Annotated in this window: 14 protein-coding genes and 1 other annotated feature; of the genes, 11 read left to right on the top strand and 3 right to left on the bottom strand. The window is 44.5% G+C overall.

Annotated features, from left to right (window positions below):
* Positions 1-7 precede the first annotated feature (7 nt).
* The 7 genes from ISALK_RS02905 (at position 8) to aroF (ending at position 9,485) form a co-directional block, all read left to right on the top strand.
* Positions 8-985, top strand: coding sequence for an ABC transporter ATP-binding protein (locus ISALK_RS02905; protein ID WP_160718848.1), 978 nt, complete (start codon positions 8-10; stop codon positions 983-985).
* A 3-nt stretch (positions 986-988) separates the two neighbouring features.
* Positions 989-1,972, top strand: a complete 984-nt coding sequence (locus ISALK_RS02900; RefSeq protein ID WP_160718846.1) for an ABC transporter ATP-binding protein — start codon at positions 989-991, stop codon at positions 1,970-1,972.
* Positions 1,973-2,197 carry a hypothetical protein gene (locus ISALK_RS02895; RefSeq protein WP_160718844.1) on the top strand — a complete coding sequence of 75 codons (225 nt, stop codon included), beginning with the start codon at positions 1,973-1,975 and terminating at the stop codon, positions 2,195-2,197.
* A 167-nt stretch (positions 2,198-2,364) separates the two neighbouring features.
* Positions 2,365-3,519, top strand: coding sequence for a fused response regulator/phosphatase (locus tag ISALK_RS02890; protein ID WP_160718842.1), 1,155 nt, complete (start codon positions 2,365-2,367; stop codon positions 3,517-3,519).
* Positions 3,520-3,578: 59 nt separating this feature from the next.
* Positions 3,579-3,894: a binding site (T-box leader), on the top strand.
* A gap of 112 nt (positions 3,895-4,006) precedes the next feature.
* Positions 4,007-7,117 (top strand): isoleucine--tRNA ligase, encoded by a 3,111-nt coding sequence (gene ileS / locus ISALK_RS02885; RefSeq protein WP_160718840.1) that lies wholly within the window; start codon positions 4,007-4,009, stop codon positions 7,115-7,117.
* Positions 7,118-7,488: 371 nt separating this feature from the next.
* Complete coding sequence (locus tag ISALK_RS02880) at positions 7,489-8,409, top strand: YncE family protein (protein WP_160718838.1); 921 nt, start codon at positions 7,489-7,491, stop codon at positions 8,407-8,409.
* A gap of 341 nt (positions 8,410-8,750) precedes the next feature.
* Positions 8,751-9,485 carry a 3-deoxy-7-phosphoheptulonate synthase gene (gene aroF / locus ISALK_RS02875; RefSeq protein ID WP_160718836.1) on the top strand — a complete coding sequence of 245 codons (735 nt, stop codon included), beginning with the start codon at positions 8,751-8,753 and terminating at the stop codon, positions 9,483-9,485.
* A gap of 200 nt (positions 9,486-9,685) precedes the next feature.
* Here the strand turns inward: aroF and ISALK_RS02870 are convergent, their stop codons facing one another.
* Positions 9,686-10,867: a trans-sulfuration enzyme family protein gene (locus tag ISALK_RS02870; RefSeq protein ID WP_160718834.1), complete on the bottom strand. Its 1,182-nt coding sequence runs from the start codon at positions 10,865-10,867 to the stop codon at positions 9,686-9,688.
* Positions 10,868-11,201: 334 nt separating this feature from the next.
* Here ISALK_RS02870 and ISALK_RS02865 point away from each other — a divergent pair, with 334 nt between their 5' ends.
* The 4 genes from ISALK_RS02865 to clpX all read left to right on the top strand — a co-directional run bounded on the left by ISALK_RS02865 (position 11,202) and on the right by clpX (position 15,411).
* On the top strand, positions 11,202-11,825 hold the full coding sequence (locus ISALK_RS02865) for a nitroreductase family protein (protein ID WP_236660235.1): 624 nt from the start codon (positions 11,202-11,204) through the stop codon (positions 11,823-11,825).
* A 206-nt stretch (positions 11,826-12,031) separates the two neighbouring features.
* The gene (tig, locus tag ISALK_RS02860) at positions 12,032-13,369 is read left to right on the top strand and encodes a trigger factor (RefSeq protein WP_160718832.1); all 1,338 of its coding nucleotides are present in this window, start codon (positions 12,032-12,034) and stop codon (positions 13,367-13,369) included.
* Between the two features lie 158 nt (positions 13,370-13,527).
* Positions 13,528-14,112 (top strand): ATP-dependent Clp endopeptidase proteolytic subunit ClpP, encoded by a 585-nt coding sequence (gene clpP, locus ISALK_RS02855; protein WP_160718830.1) that lies wholly within the window; start codon positions 13,528-13,530, stop codon positions 14,110-14,112.
* Between the two features lie 21 nt (positions 14,113-14,133).
* Complete coding sequence (clpX, locus tag ISALK_RS02850; RefSeq protein ID WP_160718828.1) at positions 14,134-15,411, top strand: ATP-dependent Clp protease ATP-binding subunit ClpX; 1,278 nt, start codon at positions 14,134-14,136, stop codon at positions 15,409-15,411.
* A 159-nt stretch (positions 15,412-15,570) separates the two neighbouring features.
* Here the strand turns inward: clpX and ISALK_RS02845 are convergent, their stop codons facing one another.
* Together ISALK_RS02845 and ISALK_RS02840 are read right to left on the bottom strand one after the other, a co-directional pair.
* Entirely contained in the window at positions 15,571-16,095 is a 525-nt protein-coding gene (locus ISALK_RS02845) for a chromate transporter (RefSeq protein ID WP_160718826.1), read from the bottom strand.
* Positions 16,082-16,633 carry a chromate transporter gene (locus ISALK_RS02840; protein WP_160718824.1) on the bottom strand — a complete coding sequence of 184 codons (552 nt, stop codon included), beginning with the start codon at positions 16,631-16,633 and terminating at the stop codon, positions 16,082-16,084. Before ISALK_RS02840 ends, ISALK_RS02845 begins: the two co-directional genes overlap by 14 nt.
* Positions 16,634-16,795 lie beyond the last annotated feature (162 nt).

Below are 16,795 nucleotides of genomic sequence, written 5' to 3'. Positions count from 1 at the left end.
TGTTGATATGAAAGAGATATTAAAAGTAGAAAACTTGACAACTCATTTCTTTACCGATAAAGGTGTCGTACGGGCAGTGGACGGCAACAGCTTTAGTATTTACGAAGGGAAAACCCTGGGTGTGGTAGGCGAGTCGGGATGTGGCAAGAGCATTACCGCCATGAGTATCCTGAACTTAATTGAGAAACCGGGACAGATTGTAGACGGCTCCGTGAAGTTCCTAGGGGAAGAATTAGTAGGCACCACGGATAAAAGAATTCGTGAAATCCGTGGAAATGAAATCTCAATGATTTTCCAGGAACCCATGACATCGTTAAATCCTGTATTTAAAGTGGGAGATCAAATCGGCGAAGCCTTAATTCTTCACCGAAACATGTCCAAAAAAGAAGCGAAGAACGTCGGTATCGAAATGTTGCAATTGGTAGGAATTCCCAGAGCGGAAAAGGTCATTGACGACTATCCCCATCAATTATCCGGTGGAATGCGACAACGGGTAATGATTGCCATGTCCCTGGCCTGTAATCCGAAACTGTTAATTGCCGATGAGCCTACAACGGCTCTGGACGTAACCATTCAAGCTCAAATTTTATCATTGATGAATCGATTGAAGACCGAAACGGATACGGCGATTATGATGATCACCCATGATTTAGGGGTTGTGGCCCAAATGGCGGATCATGTACTGGTGATGTATTCCGGAAAGATCGTAGAGTCCGCTCCGGTAAATGAACTTTACGGAAATCCGAAGCATCCCTATACCATCGGATTACTAAAGTCCATCCCCCGCTTGGATGAAACCCGGGAGGAACTGAATACCATTGAAGGAACGGTACCCAGTCCTTTTGAATTACCACAGGGCTGCTACTTTGAACCGAGATGTGACAAGGCCATGGAAATTTGCAAGCATAAACACCCGGAAACCTATAAAATCAACGAAAATCATACGGCGAGCTGTTATCTGTATGCGGAAGAGGGGGAGGAGTAGAATATGCGAGATAAGAGAGAGCCGATATTAGAAGTCAAAAACGTGAAAAAGTATTTTCCCGTTAGCGCAGGAGTATTTAAAAAACCCCTTCAGGTAAAAGCCGTGGATGATGTTTCCTTTACCATGTATAAAGGAGAAACCCTAGGTCTAGTAGGGGAATCCGGTTGTGGGAAATCCACACTGGGAAGAACCATTGTACGACTGTACGAACCCACGGATGGAGAAATTATTTTCAAGGGTAACGACATTTCTCATCTCAGCAGTCATAAACTGAAATATCTGCGTCAACAGATGCAGCTGATTTTTCAGGATCCTTACAGTTCCTTGAATCCTCGAATGAACGTAAACTCCATTGTAGGAGAAGCCATGCTTACCCACAAGATGGTAAAAAAAGGCCCGGAATATGAGGACCGGGTAGTAGAGATTGTTGAAAAATGTGGATTGGCCGCCTATCACGTGAATCGTTATCCTCACCAGTTCTCCGGTGGACAGCGACAGCGGATCGGTGTGGCCCGGGCCCTGGCTTTGAATCCTGAATTTATTGTTGCGGATGAGCCGGTTTCCGCCCTGGATGTATCGGTACAGTCCCAGGTGCTGAACATGATGAATAGTCTGAAGGACGAGTTTGGTCTTTCCTATCTGTTTATTTCCCATGACTTGAGTGTGGTAAAGCATATCAGTGACCGTATCGGGGTTATGTATTTAGGGTCTTTGGTGGAGCTGACCAATAAAGAAGCCTTATACGAGAAGCCACTGCATCCATATACCAAAGCCTTACTGGCTGCAATTCCCGAGCCGGATCCAACAAAGATCAAAAAGATGGAGGCCATAAAAGGGGAGATCCCAAGTAATATCAATACCCCTTCCGGTTGCAAATTTCATACCCGGTGCCCTTATATGAAGGATATCTGTAAAGAAGAGGTACCGGAATTCCGAGAGCTGGAAGAAGATCATTTTGTGGCATGTCATTTTGCAGGAGAGATCTAAATGTTTAATCGTGATCCATTTTCTAAAGACGAAGAGCAAAAACCCTCGAAAAAACCAAGGGATAAAGCTTTAGAGAAAAAAGAACTGGATGAAGATAAAAAAGATGTGGAATTGGAAAAGGGAGATTTCCTGGCGATGATGATCGCCTTTGGAATGTATGCCCTGCCGGTTTTACTACTGGTAATTTTATTTTTTCTAGGCATCACCTGGCTACTCTTTGGGTAGCTCCTCAATGAAAAACCCCTTTAATTAGGGGTTTTTTTAATAGTCTATTTTACAGCAGGACTTCAAGAGGAGGGGGACATTCATTGATTGTAATAGAGAAATATTTAAATTTATGGTACAATCTATACCAAAAGAAAATTGTTTAAAAGGATAGGGGGGGATCGATCATGCATTACAGTGTTTTAATAGTGGACGATATGCCGGTGAACCGGAAACTGATGAAGAAGGTGCTGAAAAATAGCGTGGAGGAAGTCACCTTCTATGAGGCGGAGGACGGTTTTGAAGCCTTGGAACTATTGGGAAAGAAAGAAATTGATTTAATCATCCTGGATTTGATGATGCCGGGGAAAGACGGTTATCAAGTGCTTCGGGAGATCAAGGGGAAAGAGGCCTTAAAGGATATACCGGTTATTGTAAATTCCGCCGTGGACGATATGGGCAGTTTTAAAGAAACCCTAACCCTTGGGGCCATAGATTACTTCACAAAGCCCATTACGCCGGATCAAATGAAGGTGATTATTCCCTTAAAGGTTCATAACGCCCTGAAGTTTTACGAGCAGAAAAAAGAGCTGATGAAGGCCAACGAAAAAATGATGCAGGAGATGAAAATCGCCAGCGTTCTTCAAAAAGCCCTGATTACGGGAGAACAGGACTTAAAGAAGGTTCGGGTGAAAAGTAAATATATTCCCTCCAGTCAAATCGGAGGAGATTTTCATGACTGTATAGAAACGGAAGACAAAGTATGGTTTATCATCGCCGATGTAACCGGTCACGGGGTGGCGGCGGCCATGGTATCCTCTATGGTCAAGGTGATTTTTAATCATGTGATTCAAGAGAGTAGGTCCCCCAAAGAGGTGTTAGAGCATATTAATTATACCTTTTACCACATGATGAGTGATAACCGCCACCTTTGTTTTTCCGCCTTTGTGGGGGTCATTGAAAAGGACCGGTTAACCTATGCCAATGCGGGGCATCCCTATGCCGGGCTTTATCAAAAGAACTCCGGGGAAGTAAGAAGTCTTGAACAAAACGGTTTTCTGATCGGCGTTTTTGAAGATACGGACTACGAGGATCTGACCACGGCCATCGAACCCGGGGACTTTATCATCGCCTATACCGACGGTTTGTATGAGACCAAAATGGATGAGGGCGAAAGTTCCAACAGTCATGAAACCGTATTTGAAGAAATGAAAAAGCATAAATCCTTGATTCCCCATCGCCAGGAGGATTTTATGAAAGCCATGATTCACAGTTTTGGAAAATTCGAGGACGGAGATTTTGAAGATGACGTGGCCTTGATGATGATTGAGGTGAAATCTTAGGTTCTTTTCTTGACAGAAGACCCTGATTTTGTGTACAATAGATTAAACTCAAGAATAATCAAAAGGTTCCGACGGGAAGAGTAGTTTAATCCCTTTGTTAAAGAGATGCAACTCCAGGCTGAAAAGTTGCAACAAAGCATTAAATGAAGATCATCCCCGAGCCGATTCTTAGAAAACTTTCGGATAGTTTGAGGTGGACGGCGTAAGGGCCGGGCACTTAAACTTAAAATCGAAAGGAAAGTAAAAGAATCCGTAGAGAATACGTTACATTCCCTAAAGTGATGGAAAACTGTGTCAATGCTGTCTGATGCTTGTATCGGATGAAGGGCAGGTTTTCTGTAATCAGGGTGGTACCGCGAATCCATCGTCCCTAAGGTTTATTTCTTGGGGACTTTTTTTATTTCCCTCCGGGAAAGAAAGAACACCATAAAGGGAGCAAGGATACAGTAAAATGGTAAAAAAAGAATAACAGAAAGGATGTTGCAATGTGAAAAATTTTAAAGCTTTGCCCAAGGACCCCGTTGCCAAGCGAGAAGAAAAAGTAACGGATTTTTGGATTTCCGAGATAATTCTAGACAAAAGCATTGAAAATCGAGAAGGAAAGACCCCCTTTGTTTTCTATGAAGGCCCTCCCACAGCCAACGGGAAGCCGGGAATTCATCACGTGATTTCCAGAACCCTAAAGGACTCGGTTTGTCGTCACCGAACCATGAAGGGGTATCAGGTGAAACGAAAAGCCGGGTGGGACACCCACGGACTGCCTGTGGAGATCGAAGTGGAAAAACAGTTGGGTCTGTCCAACAAACAGGAAATTGAAGACTACGGACTGGAAAAGTTTAATGATCAATGCCGGCATTCGGTCTTTACCTATGAGAAACAGTGGCGGGAGATGACGGAGAAAATGGGCTACTCCATTGATCTGGACAATCCCTACATCACCTTAGACAACGATTACATTGAATCCGTTTGGTGGATCCTGGATAAATTCTTTAAAGAGGATTTCATCTATGAGGGCCATAAAATCCTTCCCTACTGTCCGAGATGCGGAACAGGACTTGCCTCCCATGAGGTTTCCCAGGGATATAAGGAGATCAAATCCAATACGGTAACGGCGAAGTTCAAGCGAAAGGGTCACGAGGAGTACTTTTTAGTATGGACCACAACCCCCTGGACCCTGGCTTCCAATGTTGCCCTGGCCGTACATCCCGACCACACCTACCTAAAAGTAAAAGCCAATGAGGAACTGTATTACGTAGAAGAGAATCTGGCGAAACAAGTGGTGGGGGAAGATTTTGAAGTAGTGGACAGCATAATGGGAAAAGACATGGAATACATGGAATACGAACAGTTAATGCCCTTCGTCAAGCCGGATAAAAAAGCGTTTTTCGTAACCGTGGCGGATTTTGTTACCACGGATGACGGTACAGGCATTGTCCACCTGGCTCCGGCCTTTGGAGAGGATGACTACCAGGTGGGACAGAAATACAACCTTCCTGTATTGCAGCCCGTGGACGAAAAGGGAGAATATACCGATACCCCCTGGAAGGGCCGCTTTGTCATGGACGAAACCGTGGATGTGGATATTATCAAATGGCTTCACGGCCAGGGAAAGCTCTTTAAAAAGGAAAAACAGGAGCACAACTACCCTCACTGCTGGAGATGTTCCACGCCCCTATTGTACTACGGAAAGCCCAGCTGGTATATTGAAATGACGAAAATTAAGGACCGGTTGATTGAAAACAACAACAGTGTCAACTGGTATCCGGATTACGTGGGAGAAAAACGTTTTGGCAACTGGCTGGAAAATTTGAATGACTGGGCCATTTCCAGAAACCGATACTGGGGAACACCGCTGAATATTTGGACCTGTGAATGCGGAAACAAAACCTCCATCGGATCCCAAAAGGAATTAAAGGAAAGAGCCGTTGAAAACCTGACGGAAGATGTGGAACTGCACCGACCTTATGTGGATGACGTGCACCTGAACTGTGATCAGTGCGGCGGTACTATGAACCGGGTGGAAGAGGTTATTGACTGCTGGTTTGACAGCGGGGCCATGCCCTTTGCCCAGCATCACTACCCCTTTGAGAATAAAGAGAATTTTGATGACTTGTTTCCTGCAGATTTTATCTGCGAAGGGATTGACCAAACGAGAGGATGGTTCTACTCCTTACTGGCGATTTCCAGCTTTGTCAAAGGAGTCTCCCCTTACAAGAACGTGCTGGTCAACGACCTGATTCTTGATAAAGAGGGTAAGAAAATGTCTAAATCCAAGGGCAACACCGTGGATCCCTTTACCCTGTTCGAAGAGTACGGCGCCGATGCCCTGCGCTGGTACCTCCTTTATGTATCCCCGGCCTGGACCCCGACGAAGTTTGATATTGAAGGGCTCAAAGAAGTAAAAAGCAAGTTCTTCGGCACCCTGGAGAATGTTTACAACTTCTTTACTTTATACGCCAACACCGACGGGGTAAACCCGAAGGAATTCTTTGTGGAGTACAAGGACCGACCGGAGCTGGACCAATGGATTCTATCGAAATACAACAGTGTAATCAAAGAAGTGGACCAGGACCTGCTGGTTTATGATCTAACCAAAGCGGTTCGGAAAATCCAGGACTTTGTCAATGAGGATTTGTCCAATTGGTATATTCGCCGGGCAAGACGAAGATTTTGGGCCTCGGAACTGGACCAGGATAAAAAGGCGGTATACAACACCACCCACGAAATCCTGGGCGGGGTAGCAAGAATGATGGCCCCCTTCGCACCCTTTATGGCTGATGAGCTGTATCAGCGTTTGACGGGAGAAGAGTCGGTGCATCTTGCGGACTATCCGGAAGTGAATGAGAGCCTGGTGCAAAAAGAAGTGGAAGAGCCCATGGACTTGGTTCGGGACCTGGTGGGTCTTGGACGGGCCACAAGGGAAAAATCCAAACTGAAGGTGCGCCAACCCTTAAACAAGATTATTGTGGACGGAAGAAAAAAACATTTAATCAACGGTCTGACTCCCCTTCTGAAGGAAGAGCTGAACATTAAAGAAGTGGAGTTTACGGAAAACTTGAATGAATATATGAACTTTAGCCTAAAGCCCAACTTTAAGGTGGCGGGACCGAAACTGGGCGGAAAAATCAAAGCCCTTCCCAAGGTTTTAAACACCCTGGACACGGATAAAGCCGTGGAGCAAGTAAAAAGAGAGGGCTCCATTGAAGTGGAAATGGACGGGGAAAAGATCACCTTGGGGGAAGAGGATTTAATGATCAACATCTCGGCGAAGGAAGGCTTTACCGTGGAAATGGACGGTACCAAGTTTGTGATCCTGGATACCACCCTGACCCCGGACTTAATTGATGAAGGTTATGCCCGGGAGTTCGTCTCAAAGGTACAGCAAATACGAAAGAATCAGGACTTCGAAGTCTTAGACAACATCGAAATCACCTACTGCGGCAGCGAAGAAATTCAAAAGGCCGTGGAGAAACACCGGGACTACATCATGAAAGAAACCCTGGCGACAAAACTACAGGCCACGGATGAAAAATGCGAAGAGGAATACAATCTAAACGATCACCCCACGGGCATCGCCGTAAAGCGGGTCGAAGCCTAGAAATAAAAAGAAGGAAAGATGACAGCGGGACGGAGTTTTTGTCATCTTTTTCTTCTTTTTATTCTTTAGTCTTGTTCTTTTACCGCTTTTGTCTATTCAGTTTTATGCTTTTGTCTATTTAGTTCTACGTTACCTTCTATTTAGTTCTACGATACCTTCTGTGTAGTTTTCCGCTTTATCCTACGCCCCTGTTGTCCCTGGAAAGGCTCCCCAGACCTAAAATCCTTTGACGGAATTTTCTGAGGGCTGCTGACGGGATAAGAGAATAATGATATAATTAGGTTTGCGAAATACTTTTGCGAAATACTTTTGCGAAATACTTTTGCGAAATACTTTTGCCAAGGATTGAAAATATTAAAGGAGGTCATTACATGGTCGAGTACTTAATCGTGTTAAACAAAGATGAAGACAGCATTTCCTTTGTGGATATTAAAAAGGGGGAAGAGGTAAAAAAGATTGACACCGATCACAACCCCCACGAAGTGGTGGTCACCAAGGACGGAAAGAAAACCTACGTTACCTGCTCCCTGGGAAATACCATTGATGTAATCGATAATGAGCGTTTGGAAATCGTAAAAAGAATCACCCATGAAGATTTTAACTTTCCCCATGGACTTGATCTGGTCAAGGAAGACCGTAAATTATATGTGGCATCCACCTATAGTGAAAAAATCTTTATCATCGATACCAAAACCGATGAAATTGAGAAGGTTTTTCCCACCTTCCAGGGACTGTCCCATATGGTGGAGCCTTCTCCTGACAGAAAAACCTTATATGTTCCCAACATCGGTTCCGATAATGTAACCGTCATTGATGTGGAAAAGGAAGAGATCACCGGACATTTTCCCGTGGGTAAGGGCCCGGAAGGTCTAGCCTGCTCGAAGGATGGAAAATACGTTTACGTGGCAAACCAGGAGGACAACACCCTTTATGTAGTGAACCGGGAAACCTTGAAACCGGATTTCAAAAGACGGGTAGGGGATTGCCCCATACGGATCGTCTTCTCCCCCGACGGCCGTTACGCCTTGATTCCGAACCGCTTCTCCCGGGATGTTTCGGTGATTGATACAAAGCACCGGATGAAGGGTAAGGAAGTGCCCTGGGAGATTAAGCGAATCCCCATCGGTATCTGGCCGGGAGGCGTATGTTTTAATGAGTCGGGATCCACGGCTTTTGTGGCCAATAACAAAACCAACGATATCTCCTTCATTGATATGAATACCCTAGAGGAGATCAAGCGAGTGAAAGTCGGTGTGCATCCTGACGGGATGGCGTATTTGAAAAAAGGATAATGGGTCGCGGCATAGTAGTAATGGAAAGCGGTAAAGAAATAATGGATAGGGCATAGGAAAGGAAACTTAAATTCTGCTACCGATCTTTGCAACACCTCTTGGAAAAGAGAATACTTGATAATTTTTGCTAATCATAGTATATTATCTTAGACAGGAAAATGATTCCGCATGAATTCGAGAAGCAATAATGAAAGAGGTATAGCCAATTTATAAATAGAGCAGTCACCGGCTACCGAAGGGAATCTGCGGAAAAAATAGGAATAGCAAATAATTTAAAAGTAAGAGAGCTGCGGGATGACAAAAACTCCGTCCCGCTGTCATCTTTTGATAGAGGTGAAAGTATGAAAGAGCAAAGCAGAATGGAAAAAATGATGATCGCGGGACCCTGCTCCATTGAGAGCTACGGCCAAGCCATGGAGACCGCAAAATACTTGAAAAGCTTAGGGGTGAAGAATTTTCGGGGCGGGGCCTTTAAGCCCAGGACCTCCCCTGACAGTTTTCAGGGATTAGGCCGGGAGGCCTTGGAGATTATGAAGGCGGTAAAAAAGGAGACGGGACTCATTACCTCCACGGAGGTGATGGACGGAAAGGATATAGCGGCGGTGTACGATGCCGTGGATATCCTCCAGATCGGATCCCGGAATATGCATAACTATACCTTGCTGCAAACCGTGGGGGCCCAGGATAAACCCATTATTTTAAAAAGGGGAATGTCCGCCACTATGGAGGAATGGATCAAGGCCAGTGAATACATTCGAAGGGCGGGGAACGACAACATCATCATGTGTGAACGGGGAATCCGGACTTTTGATACCTATACCCGAAACACCATGGATATTGCTGCGATTCCCATTATTAAAAATGAAACGGGGTTACCGGTGATTGCGGACCCCAGCCATGGTACCGGGCGCAAGGAACTGATTCTCCCCATGTCTAAGGCGGCCTTGGCCGCCGGAGCCGATGGTATTATGGTGGAGGTCCATCCCCAGCCGGAAAGGGCCTTATCCGACGGAGAACAATCCCTGAGCTTTGAAGAGTTCCGATATTTTTATCGGGAAATCAAAAGCCGGGATTAGAGATTAAAAAACAAAGTACAAACAGCATAAAAACAACGCATAAAAAAGAAAGCATAAAAAACTAGACACCCTGGGATGTCTAGTTTTTTCGTTTTTATAAATGATTTTTTAAAATCAGCATCAAAAATCAGCATCAAAAATCAGCATTAGAAATCAGCATTAGAAAACAGCATTAGAAAACAGGATTTCAAGCCAGGATGTTAAACCAGCTTTAGAGCTCGGTCCAAGGCGTCGATCAAATCTTCCGCGTTTTCAATTCCTACGGAAACACGAACCAATCCGTCGGTGATGCCTGCAGCCCGTCGATCCTCTTCCGGTACGGGAGAGTGAGTCATGGATGCCGGGTGTTGGATAAGGGAATCCACGGTACCTAAACTTACCGCCAGGTGGAAAACCTCGATATTGTTCATCAAGACCTTGCCGGCCTCTAGGCCTCCATGCAGTTCAAAGGCAATCATACCACCGAAACCGTCGGCTTGTTCCTTGGCCAGTTGGTGCTGGGGATGGGAGGGAAGACCGGGGTAAAAAATGGTTTTCACCTTGGGGTGGGCCTCTAAGAACTTGGCGACCTCCATAGCGTTTTTCTCATGTTCTTTCATCCGAATGGCCAGGGTCTTGATTCCCCGCTGCATCAACCAGGCATCAAAGGGACTGGTGATCCCTCCTAAATCCTTTTGGGTTGTCATACGGATCGTATCCATATCTTCCTTGCTGCCCACTAAAATTCCCGCAACCACATCGCCGTGGCCGTTGAGATACTTTGTGGCACTGTGCAGTACAATATCCGCTCCAAGATTCAGAGGTCTTTGCAGATAGGGTGTCATATAAGTATTGTCGATAATAAGACGGGCATTATTTTCATGGGCAATGTCCGCGCAGGCTTTGATATCCGTAAGCTGCATCACTGGATTTGCCGGGGATTCGATGTATACAATTTTTGTATTGGGGCGCATGGCATTTTTAAAGTTTTCAGGATTGGAAGCGTCGTTGACAAAAGTCACTTCAATACCCCACTTCTTAATGATTTCACTGAGAAAACTGTGGGTGCATCCATAGAGGCACTGCTGAGCCACAATATGGTCTCCCTGTTCCACGAAAGCTAAAATCGAAGCGCTTACCGCCGCCATACCGGAACCATAAACAGTGGCATCTTCCCCCTCTTCCAAGAGGGCCATTTTCTCTTCCAGGCACCGTACTGTAGGGTTGCCCAGTCGGGAGTAGATGTAACCCGGCTCTTCCCCTGCGAATCGAGCAGCCCCCTGCTCAGCGTTATCAAATACAAAGGTTGAAGTCTGGTAAAGGGGTTGGATATGAGAGCCTGTGTTTTTGCAAGGCTCTGCATAGGTGATTTTTGTTTCCCGTTTCATGTTTTTTAAATCCATTGAACATTTCCTCCTTTAAAAGATCATTAATTAATAAAACTGTTTGGTGAAACTGTTAAAAATATATCCTACCCTTACAGTATAAGCTAGATTACATAGAAAATCTCCTTTTTTCACAATAAATTTTAAAATATATTAAAAAATTTAAAGAGACTTCTTTGGGGAGATAAGCCCCCGGCACAAAAGAAGGGACTTAGGGAAGGTGCACCGAAGGGAACCAGGATCCTCTTAAAGAATGGTTAGAGAAGAATGGACTGGGTATAATAAGAATTAGATTAAAAAATCAAATATCTGGGGAAGTTAGTCCCATGGTATTGAGAAAAGGAGTGGGAAAATGGAAATAACAAAAGCTATTGAAAATCGGATGTCCTATCGAAGCTTTAAAAATGATCCTATTGAGCGGAAAAAAATCGAGGAAATTGTTAAGGCCGGGTCGCTGGCGCCTTCCTGCTTTAATAACCAGCCCTGGAGATATGTGGTGGTGGATACAAAAGAGGACTTGGAAAAGTTATACCCTGCCATTGCAGAGGGAAACTACTGGATGAAACTGGCTCCGGTAATTATCGCCATCGTCTCCCATAAGGATTTTGACTGCGTGATCAAAAGTCGAACCTATCACCAATTTGATACGGGCATGGCCACGGGATTTATGTTGTTAAAAGCCCAGGAGCTGGGGATTCATACCCATTTAGTTGCCGGTTACAGCCCGAGTAAAACGAGAAAAATCCTGGGGATTCCCGAAGACATGGAAGTGGTTTCCCTAATGGCTCTGGGCTATCTTTCGGAAGATCTTCCCCAAGAGCTGTCGGACCAACACAAAAGTATCGATGAAGAAAAACTCCGGGGAAAAAGAGCGAAGCGTCATCCCTTAGAAAAAATCCTTCACTACAACGGATACGATGGAAAAAAAGACGAAGAAGAACGGCAAAAGATGGAAAAAAGTGAGGATGAGAAATAAAAATAGGAAAAAAGTCCGCCGCTTCTCTAAAAACTCAATCTATGTATTGACATAATCACAAAAATTGGATAGTATTAGTTATAAACCTTGTAGATGAATGTACCCTTTAAAAGAAGTTTGACATCCAATGACCCCTGGATGTTTTTTGATGTGAAGGGACATCGTATATAAAGAAAATTCTATAAATTTAGAGGAGGACCATTTTAATGAGTTCAGAAATTGTAAAGCAAGAAAACAACGAGATCACCCTGAAGGTAATGGTAGACAAATCCGAGTTTAACAAAGCAGTAAACGAAGCCTATAAAAAAACCAAGCATCGATTCAACATCCCTGGTTTTAGAAAGGGAAAAGCGCCGAAGCAAATCATTCAGCAACGGTACGGTAAGGAAGTTTTCTATGAAGAAGCGATTAATATCGCCTTTCCCAAGGCTTATGAAAAAGCGTTGGATGATCTGAATATTGACCCCGTAGATCAACCGGAAATCGATATTGAGAACATTGATCCTGAAAAAGACTTAGAGTTTACCGCAAAAGTAGAAGTTATGCCGGAAATTGAAATCAGCGACTACAAAGGATTGGAAGCGGAAAAAACCAAGTTTGAAGTAACCGAGGAAGAAATTGACATGGAACTGAAGACCATGCAAGAGCAAAATGCTCGAATGATTACCATTGAAGATCGAGAAGCAAAGGATGGAGACATCCTAACCATAGACTTTGAAGGATTCATTGACGGCGAGGCCTTCGAGGGTGGAAAAGCTGAGGACCATGAGCTTACCCTGGGAACGGGACAATTTATCCCTGGATTCGAAGAGCAGTTGATCGGTGTGAAAACCGGAGAGGAAAAGGAAGTAACCGTATCCTTCCCAGAGGATTATCAAGCGGAAAACCTGGCTGGAAAAGAAGCGAAGTTTAATGTAACCGTAAAGGAAATCAAGGAAAAGGAACTTCCCGCCTTAGACGATGAGTTTGCCAAGGACGTTTCCGAGTTCGATACCTTAGAGGAATTGAAAAAGGATGTTGAAGAAAAAATTGCGGAAGGAAAGAAAAAGACCCAGGACCAGGAAGTGGAAAAGCAGGTTATGGATCAGCTGATCGAAAAAGTTGACGTGGATATTCCCGATGCGGTAATCAAGCGGCAAACCGACATGATGATCCGAGATTTTGATATGCAGCTTCGTTACCAAGGTCTGGAACTGAAAAAATATCTGGAAATGACCGGAGCTTCTGAAGACGACCTTCGGGAACAAATGAAGGACGACGCGGAAAAGCGGGTAAAGACCCAACTGGCCCTTGAAAAAATCGGAGAGCTTGAAAATATCGAACCTACGGAAGAAGATGTAGAGGAAGAAATTAAAAAACTTGCAGAGCAGTACAACCAAGAGGTGGAAAAAATCAAAGAAACCCTTGGGGATGCAGAAAAAGAAAACATCAAAGACAGCTTAAAAAATCGGAAGACCGCGGAACTATTGGTGCAGGAAGCCAAAGTAGTGGAAGTGGAGCCGAAAACCGAGGAAGCAGAAACCGCTGAAGACACCGAGGCTTAAGACAACCGAGTAAAGGAAACCTAAAAAATACCATGAAAGGGCCCCTAGCGGCCCTTTTGAAAAACCTGATTTTACCAATATCTGAAATTCCAAGAAACACTTTATCAGGGTAGAAAACACAACATTATGAAAATTCGAACTAAAAGGAGGAACCAACCATGGCATTAATTCCTATGGTCGTAGAACAAACCAGTCGAGGGGAACGATCTTACGATATTTACTCCAGACTGTTAAAAGAAAGAATAATTTTTTTAACCAGCGAAATCAATGATCAAACCGCAAGTCTTATGGTAGCCCAGCTTTTATTTTTAGAGGCGGAGGATCCCGAGAAGGATATTCAAATATATATCAACAGTCCGGGAGGCTCCATTACTGCGGGTATGGCCATTTATGATACAATGAATCATGTAAAACCGGATGTAGCCACCACTTGCGTGGGTATGGCCGCCAGCATGGGCGCGTTTTTACTTGCGGCCGGTGCTAAGGGCAAAAGAGTTGCCCTGCCCAATGCGGAAGTGATGATGCATCAGCCCTTAGGAGGGACCCGAGGTCAAGCGGAAGATATCCGAATTCATGCGGACCGTATTGTAAAAATGCGAGAGCATATGAACCAAATTCTATCGGAGAAGACGGGACAATCCCTGGAAAAAATTCAAAAGGATACGGATCGTGATTTCTTTATGTCCGCGGAAGAAGCTAAAGAATACGGGGTTATTGATAAGGTAATTATTCAAAAACCGTAACCCTACAAGAGAGGTGTTAATATGGCTAAATATGAAGAGAAAAAGCAATTGAAGTGTTCTTTTTGCGGAAAGTCTCAAGACCAAGTAAAAAGACTGATTGCCGGGCCGAATGTTTATATTTGTGATGAGTGTATTGACTTATGTCAGGAAATCATCCAGGAAGAATTTGAAGAGCACGAAGAAATGGAAGCAAAGGATCTGCCGAAACCGAAAGAGATTAAAGAGATTCTTGGTGAATATGTCATCGGTCAGGATGATGCGAAAAAAACCCTGGCCGTGGCAGTATACAACCACTATAAGCGGGTGAACAACGAATCCAAAACCGAAGATGTTGAACTGGAAAAAAGCAATATCGCCATGCTTGGACCCACAGGAAGCGGTAAAACCCTACTGGCCCAAACCTTGGCAAAGCTATTGAATGTCCCCTTTGCTATTGCTGATGCCACCGCCCTGACGGAAGCCGGATATGTGGGAGAAGACGTGGAAAATATTCTTCTTAAGATTATTCAAGCGGCGGATTTCGATGTGGAAAAAGCGGAAAAAGGGATTATCTATATCGATGAGATCGACAAGGTATCGAAAAAATCCGATAATCCATCCATCACCCGAGACGTTAGCGGGGAAGGTGTACAACAGGCCCTTCTGAAAATATTAGAAGGTACCGTTGCCAGCGTACCCCCTCAAGGAGGTAGAAAGCATCCCCATCAGGATTTCATTCAAATCGACACGAAAAATATCCTGTTTATTGTGGGTGGCGCCTTCGGCGGTATCGAAAAGGTAATCCAGAACCGAATTGGAAAGAAATCCATGGGCTTCGGTGCCGATGTGGCTAAGACCAACAAAATGGATGAAAAAGAGCTTCTGAAACAGCTTGAACCCGAGGATTTACTGAAGTACGGACTAATTCCCGAATTTGTAGGACGAATCCCTGTGCTGGTAACCTTGGAAGAACTGGACGAAGCAGCGTTGGTACAGATTTTAACGGAGCCGAAAAATGCGTTGACTAAGCAGTATAAAAAACTGTTCCAATTGGATGAAGTGGAAGTGGACTTTGAACATGAGGCCCTGGTCGCAATTGCGAAAAAAGCAATTGTCAGAAAAACTGGAGCCCGAGGTCTTCGAGGGATCACGGAAAGCATTATGAACGAGATTATGTATGACATCCCTTCGAGGGACGATATTGAAAAGATCATCATCACCCAAAAAACCGTGGATGAAGGAGCGGCACCAACCATTGTGCTAAAATCCACAAAAGAAATAGAAAACAAGGAAGAAAACCAGGCGGAAAATGCCTCCTAAGAAAAACCAGGCATAAGGCTTAGGCAAGACACAAAAAAGGATGGTCTATTAAAGACCATCCTTTTTATAATGGGGATGACAGCGGGACGGAGTTTTTGTCATCTTTTTTTCCAAAAAAAGATGACAAAAACTCCGTCCCGCTGTCATCCGCTGTTATATTTAAAAAGAATACAGTATGATTCCCAGGGTGCCGGAAATACCTACAATGGCAATGGGATGAAGTTTAAACTTCCCGATGATCAGCAGGGCTAAAAATCCAATGCCGAAGGTTCGAAAATCCACCACGGAGGTATCAAATAAGGAGACACAGGCCGCAGCGATGAGACCGATAACCGCAGGACGGATTCCACGGAAAATCCCTTCGATGAGACTGGACTCTCGATGCTTTAAAATAATACTGGCCATTACGGTAACAATTAAAAAGGAAAAGGAAACCACACCGATGGTGCCCACAATACCGCCGATAAGACCCACATGCTTAAAGCCGATAAAGGTAGCTGCATTAATGGAAATAGGGCCGGGAGACATTTGAGACAGGGCGATGATATCCACAAACTCGCTGAGTTCCAGCCACTGATGGTTTCGAACCACTTCCTGTTCGATTAGGGGAAGCATGGCATAGCCGCCGCCGAAGCTGAAAGCTCCTATGCGTAAGAATACTAAGAAAATGTTAAGAAGCTCCATGTTTTTCCTCCTTCTTTTCCCGAATTAGCCCGATGGTGGCGGCGGCAATGATTACAAGAATGGGATGAATCCCAAAAAACACGATCGCGATAAAGGCGGCGGTACCCACAAGAATGTTAAAACCGGTGGTGTCCAGATTTTTCGCCAACTTCACAGCGGCCATAAAGATCAATGCCACAATGGCCGGTCGAACCCCTTTGAAAAACAGTTCGATGCTTTCAACGTCTTGTACCTGCTGATAAAATACGGCAAGGACGGTGATGACCATCATTGAGGGAAGCACCGTACCCAGGAGGGCGGAAAGGGCGCCGGGGATCCCGTAGAGCTTAAACCCCACAAAAACCGAAGTATTCACCGCCACGGCGCCGGGAAGACTTTGGGCCACGGCAATGATATCCAAAAACTCTTTTTCCTTAATAAGTTTTGCTCTTTCCACCATTTCTTTCTGGATGACAGGAACCATGGCATAGCCCCCCCCAAAGGTAAAGGCTCCTACACGGAAAAAAGTATAAAATAATTTCAAGCGTTCTTTAGACATAGAAATCCTCCTGATCCTCTTGATAATGAATATGTACCTTCCTATTCGATTTCCATTATAACATATTCGGGAAGGGAACTAAGGGGGAAATCCGATTTTCCCTATGAAGGAGGGGCAGTTTTTATGAATTCCATGAAATGAGCAGCTTTGTATCCATATCAA

The sequence above is a fragment of the Isachenkonia alkalipeptolytica genome (assembly GCF_009910325.1).
GTDB classification, from domain to species: Bacteria; Bacillota; Clostridia; order Peptostreptococcales; family T1SED10-28; genus Isachenkonia; species Isachenkonia alkalipeptolytica.
Note: the sequence above shows the minus strand (reverse complement) of the source record. Positions and strands in the feature narration are given on the sequence as shown.

Excerpts from the sequence above, each read along its gene's own strand:
- ISALK_RS02905 (WP_160718848.1), top strand. The coding sequence starts at position 8 with ATGAAAGAGATATTAAAAGTAGAAAACTTGACAACTCATTTCTTTACC.
- ISALK_RS02900 (WP_160718846.1), top strand. The coding sequence starts at position 989 with ATGCGAGATAAGAGAGAGCCGATATTAGAAGTCAAAAACGTGAAAAAG.
- ISALK_RS02895 (WP_160718844.1), top strand. The coding sequence starts at position 1,973 with ATGTTTAATCGTGATCCATTTTCTAAAGACGAAGAGCAAAAACCCTCG.
- ISALK_RS02890 (WP_160718842.1), top strand. The coding sequence starts at position 2,365 with ATGCATTACAGTGTTTTAATAGTGGACGATATGCCGGTGAACCGGAAA.
- ISALK_RS02880 (WP_160718838.1), top strand. The coding sequence starts at position 7,489 with ATGGTCGAGTACTTAATCGTGTTAAACAAAGATGAAGACAGCATTTCC.
- aroF (WP_160718836.1), top strand. The coding sequence starts at position 8,751 with ATGAAAGAGCAAAGCAGAATGGAAAAAATGATGATCGCGGGACCCTGC.
- ISALK_RS02870 (WP_160718834.1), bottom strand. The coding sequence starts at position 10,867 with ATGGATTTAAAAAACATGAAACGGGAAACAAAAATCACCTATGCAGAG.
- ISALK_RS02865 (WP_236660235.1), top strand. The coding sequence starts at position 11,202 with ATGGAAATAACAAAAGCTATTGAAAATCGGATGTCCTATCGAAGCTTT.
- tig (WP_160718832.1), top strand. The coding sequence starts at position 12,032 with ATGAGTTCAGAAATTGTAAAGCAAGAAAACAACGAGATCACCCTGAAG.
- clpP (WP_160718830.1), top strand. The coding sequence starts at position 13,528 with ATGGCATTAATTCCTATGGTCGTAGAACAAACCAGTCGAGGGGAACGA.
- clpX (WP_160718828.1), top strand. The coding sequence starts at position 14,134 with ATGGCTAAATATGAAGAGAAAAAGCAATTGAAGTGTTCTTTTTGCGGA.
- ISALK_RS02845 (WP_160718826.1), bottom strand. The coding sequence starts at position 16,095 with ATGGAGCTTCTTAACATTTTCTTAGTATTCTTACGCATAGGAGCTTTC.
- ISALK_RS02840 (WP_160718824.1), bottom strand. The coding sequence starts at position 16,633 with ATGTCTAAAGAACGCTTGAAATTATTTTATACTTTTTTCCGTGTAGGA.